At 59.3% G+C, this 4,138-nt stretch carries 4 protein-coding genes, 1 pseudogene and 1 riboswitch; of the genes and pseudogenes, 4 read left to right on the forward strand and 1 reads right to left on the reverse strand.

Features of this window, described 5'->3' with window-relative positions:
• Nucleotides 1-278: pseudogene (locus QZL67_RS02825) on the reverse strand (phosphatase PAP2 family protein); the annotation flags it as partial.
• A 174-nt stretch (nt 279-452) separates the two neighbouring features.
• Nucleotides 453-625: riboswitch (Lysine riboswitch) on the forward strand.
• 118 nt (nt 626-743) lie between these two features.
• Between QZL67_RS02825 and QZL67_RS02830 the strand changes: the two are divergent.
• The 4 genes from QZL67_RS02830 to QZL67_RS02845 form a co-directional block, all read left to right on the forward strand.
• Complete coding sequence (locus tag QZL67_RS02830; protein ID WP_022289263.1) at nt 744-1,640, forward strand: transporter substrate-binding domain-containing protein; 897 nt, start codon at nt 744-746, stop codon at nt 1,638-1,640.
• Between the two features lie 100 nt (nt 1,641-1,740).
• Complete coding sequence (locus QZL67_RS02835; protein ID WP_022289264.1) at nt 1,741-2,625, forward strand: amino acid ABC transporter permease; 885 nt, start codon at nt 1,741-1,743, stop codon at nt 2,623-2,625.
• 1 nt (nt 2,626) lies between these two features.
• The gene (locus tag QZL67_RS02840; RefSeq protein ID WP_022289265.1) at nt 2,627-3,367 is read left to right on the forward strand and encodes an amino acid ABC transporter ATP-binding protein; all 741 of its coding nucleotides are present in this window, start codon (nt 2,627-2,629) and stop codon (nt 3,365-3,367) included.
• 155 nt (nt 3,368-3,522) lie between these two features.
• The coding region (locus QZL67_RS02845) for a DUF1643 domain-containing protein (protein WP_292919730.1) at nt 3,523-4,138 on the forward strand (616 nt) is incomplete at its 3' end.

Consider the following 4,138-nt stretch of genomic DNA (forward strand, 5'->3'; position numbering starts at 1 on the left):
GTCAGCAGCTCCACCGCCGTATTCACCGCAAAGGGCCGCACCCGGTCCACCAGCGGTTTCAAAATCAAATTGCAGCAGATCAGATCCAAGATCAGGGCAATCGCCACGGAAACACCGAACCAGCGCTCCTTTTTCCGCAGCAGCAGCACCGCTGCCAGAACAATCCACACCTCTCCATGATTGCAGATCCAGCTGACCGCCGGGAGAATCACATCCAAAAAATCACAGCGCAGGTGCTGCTGAATCCAGTCCAAGATGGCAAATTCCAGTGTCTCCATGCCATTCCTCCTCATTTGTCCGTGCGCTCCAACGCGCAGAGTGCTATTACTATACCATAGCCCCATCGAGTTTTTCCACATTTTTTGCATGCAATATCACGAAATTTTCAGAAAATTCCATTTTCCTGTTGACAGCCTCCCACAGGCGTGATACGATACCAATCAAACTTGGATCGCTTAGATAGAGGCGCGAGGTTCATCAGTACCCTCCAGCAAGGACAGGCAGCCGCCGGTCGGGAAAGGGGACATCGCCGAAGTGTTTCGAAGCTGCCTGGCTTCGGGATGCTGGGCTGTCGGGAAATACCCGCCGGACTGTCACAAAAACTTTGTGAAGCGCTATCAATGGCTGTCGGAATTTCTGCGTCATTCCGCCTTTCCCATGGACCGCTTGACAGAGCGGTCCATTTTTTATCCTCCGGCGCGGGATGAATCGCGCCAAAGATTTCAACTGGAAAGGTGATTGAAATGAAGAAGTTCCTGTCCCTGCTCATGGCACTGGCCATGACCCTGTCCCTGGCTGCCTGCGGCAGCACCGAGGACACCACCGCCGACACCGATGCCCAGAACGACACCACCGAGGAGACCTCTACGGGCTCCGGCGTGGAGGACGGCGTTCTGACCATCGCCATGGAGTGCGCCTACGCTCCCTACAACTGGGCCCAGAGCGATGACTCCAACGGCGCTGTGCCCATCTCCAACGTCCCCGGTTCCTACGCCAACGGCTACGACGTGATGATGGCCAAGAAGATCTGCGAGGCTAACGGCTGGGAGCTGGAAGTCGTACAGTCCGACTGGGACTCCCTGGTTCCCGGTGTGCAGACCGGTACCTTTGACGCCGTTATCGCCGGTCAGTCCATGACCGCCGAGCGCAGCGAGCAGGTGGATTTCGCCGGCCCCTATTACTACGCCTCCATCGTCTGCGTCACCAAGGCGGACAGCCCCTTTGCCAACGCCCAGGGCATCAGTGACCTCTCCGGCGGCACCTGCACTGCACAGATCGCTACCATCTGGTATGACACCTGCCTGCCCCAGATCGAGGGCGCTCAGATCCAGACCGCTGCGGAGACCGCTCCCGCCATGCTGATGGCGCTGGAGACCGACACTGTGGACTTCATCTGCACCGATATGCCTACCGCCATGGGCGCCGTGGCTGCCTACCCCGACATGAAGATCCTGGACTTCTCCGACTCTGACGACAACTTCCAGGTGGACGAGGGGGACATCAACATCGGCGTGTCCGTCAAGAAGGGCAACACCGAGCTCAAGGACGCCATTGACAGCGTGCTCTCCACCATGACTGCGGATGATTTCAACACCATGATGGACGAGGCCATCTCCGTCCAGCCCATGACCGAGACCTGATTCCACAAACCCAATCATCGACCCGAGGCGGGAGAACGGAAGGTTCTCTCGCCTCCTTCCACTGCCATCAACTTTTATTTACCGAAGGGAGCCTGTTCCCATGGAGAAATTTGCCCAACTGGGAGCCGATATTGTCAAGCTCTGGTCCAAATACGGCACTTCCCACTATCTGCCCGGCATCCGCAACACTTTGATTCTGGCGCTGGTGGCCACGCTGATCGGCTGTATCATCGGCTTTGTCTGCGGTGTGCTCAACACCATCCCCCATTCCAAGAATGACCCGCCGGTCAAACGGTTCTTTCTGACCTTGATCCGGGCCGTGGTCCGCATTTACGTGGAAGTCTTCCGGGGCACCCCGATGGTGCTTCAGGCGGTGTTCCTCTACTACGGCCTGCCCTATTTCACCGACAATGCCGTGAAGTTCAACAGCATCTGGGCTGCCGCCATCGTGGTGGTGTCCGTCAACACGGGCGCCTACATGGCTGAGTCCGTCCGGGGCGGCATCATCTCCATTGACCCCGGCCAGACCGAGGGCGCCATGGCCATCGGCATGACCCACGTGCAGACCATGGTCAGCGTGATCCTGCCTCAGGCCATCCGCAACATCATGCCTCAGATCGGCAACAACTTCATCATCAATGTGAAAGATACCTCAGTGATGTTCATCATCGGCTTCCCGGATTTCTTCTCCGCGCACCGGGCAGCGGTGGGTGCCAGCTACCTCTACTTCCCCTCCGCCACCGTGGAAATGGCGGGCTACCTCACCATGACGCTGATTGCCTCCTTCCTGCTGCGCCTGCTGGAAAAGCATCTGGACGGCAGCAGCAACTACGAGCTGGCCCAGGCCGACTCCCTCACCATGACCGCCGGGACCTATACCCACCCCGACCATGGCACCCCCTTCGACGAGCACAGCAAGGAGTACCAGGAGCGCACCAAGCAGGCCCTGAAAAACCGCAACGGCAGTACGAGAGGAGAGCGCTGATATGGGTGAGACGATTTTAGAGATCCGGCATCTTTCCAAGTCCTTCGGCGACCACCTGGTCCTGCGGGATATTGACTTCACGGTGGAAAAGGGCGATGTCACCAGCATCATCGGCGCCTCCGGCTCCGGCAAGTCCACGCTGCTGCGCTGCATCAACCTGCTGGAGACCCCCACCGGCGGCGAAATCCTCTACCACGGAAAAAACGTGGCCGGACGGGGCGTGAACGCCGCCAACTACCGCTCCCACGTGGGAATGGTGTTCCAGTCCTTCAACCTCTTCAACAATATGACCGTACTGGAAAACTGCATGGTGGGCCAGATCAAGGTTCTCAAGAAGAACAAGGAGGACGCCCGCAAGAGCGCCATGGACTACCTGGAAAAGGTGGGCATGGCCCCCTACATCAACGCCAAGCCCCGGCAGATCTCCGGCGGCCAGAAGCAGCGGGTGGCCATCGCCCGTGCCTTGGCTATGGACCCGGAAGTCCTGCTCTTTGACGAACCCACCTCCGCCCTGGACCCGGAAATGGTGGGCGAGGTTCTCTCCGTCATGCAGGCCCTGGCCAACGACGGAATGACCATGCTGGTGGTGACTCACGAGATGGCCTTTGCCCGGGACGTCAGCACCCATGTGGTGTATATGAACCAGGGCGTCATCTGCGAGGAGGGCGCCCCGGCAGACGTGTTCGGCAATCCCCAGCAGCAGGAGACCAAGGATTTCCTCTCCCGCTTCCGCAACGCCTGAGCACATCCCATTGATGGCAGACAACGTGCGCAGAAACCAGTTCGGTTTTTGCGCACGTTTTGTTTTCCCCAGCGGATGCCATCCACGTTCCGGCCGGTTGCCATCCGCCGCCGGATGTGCTATTCTGAGAAAAAACGCGAAACAGGAGGCCCGCCATGCACATTCCCCAGGGAACCACCGATACCCTTGTTTTAGAGCCGTTCCAGCCCGCGCTGGAGGCCGCCCTCCAGCCGTCCCCGGCCTATGACGTGAACCGCTGGCTGTATGTCCCCAACACCTATTCGGAATACCGGTACATTCTGGGCACCCGGGGCAAAAATCCCCTGATCTGCGTGGGCATCAACCCCTCCACTGCCGCGCCGGACGCTTTGGACCCCACACTGCAGTCCGTGGAGCGCATTGCCCTCTCCAATGGATACGATAGCTTCCTGATGTTCAACGTCTACGCCCAGCGGGCCACCCGGCCCGATGACATGGAACCGGTCTGCAATAGTGCCCTCCATGAGGAAAACCGGAAGGCCTTCCGGTATCTGCTCTCTCTTTCTCCACGCCCCGCCGTCTGGGCCGCCTGGGGAAACATTATCGAAAAGCGGGACTACCTGATGGACTGCATGCGGGACTTTGCCGCCGACGGCGCCGCTGTGGGAGCCCGCTGGTTCACCGCCGGACCGCCCCTGAAATCCGGACATCCCCATCACCCGCTGTACCTCAAGCGGGACACGCCCCTTCTGGACTTTGATATCACGGCATATCTGCAGTCCCACAGCTCCG

The organism is Oscillibacter sp. CAG:155, from assembly GCA_000436875.1.
In the GTDB taxonomy this organism is placed as follows: domain Bacteria; phylum Bacillota; class Clostridia; order Oscillospirales; family Oscillospiraceae; genus Oscillibacter.

Coding starts and splice junctions, on each gene's coding strand:
- QZL67_RS02830 (WP_022289263.1), top strand. CDS start 744: ATGAAGAAGTTCCTGTCCCTGCTCATGGCACTGGCCATGACCCTGTCC.
- QZL67_RS02835 (WP_022289264.1), top strand. CDS start 1,741: ATGGAGAAATTTGCCCAACTGGGAGCCGATATTGTCAAGCTCTGGTCC.
- QZL67_RS02840 (WP_022289265.1), top strand. CDS start 2,627: ATGGGTGAGACGATTTTAGAGATCCGGCATCTTTCCAAGTCCTTCGGC.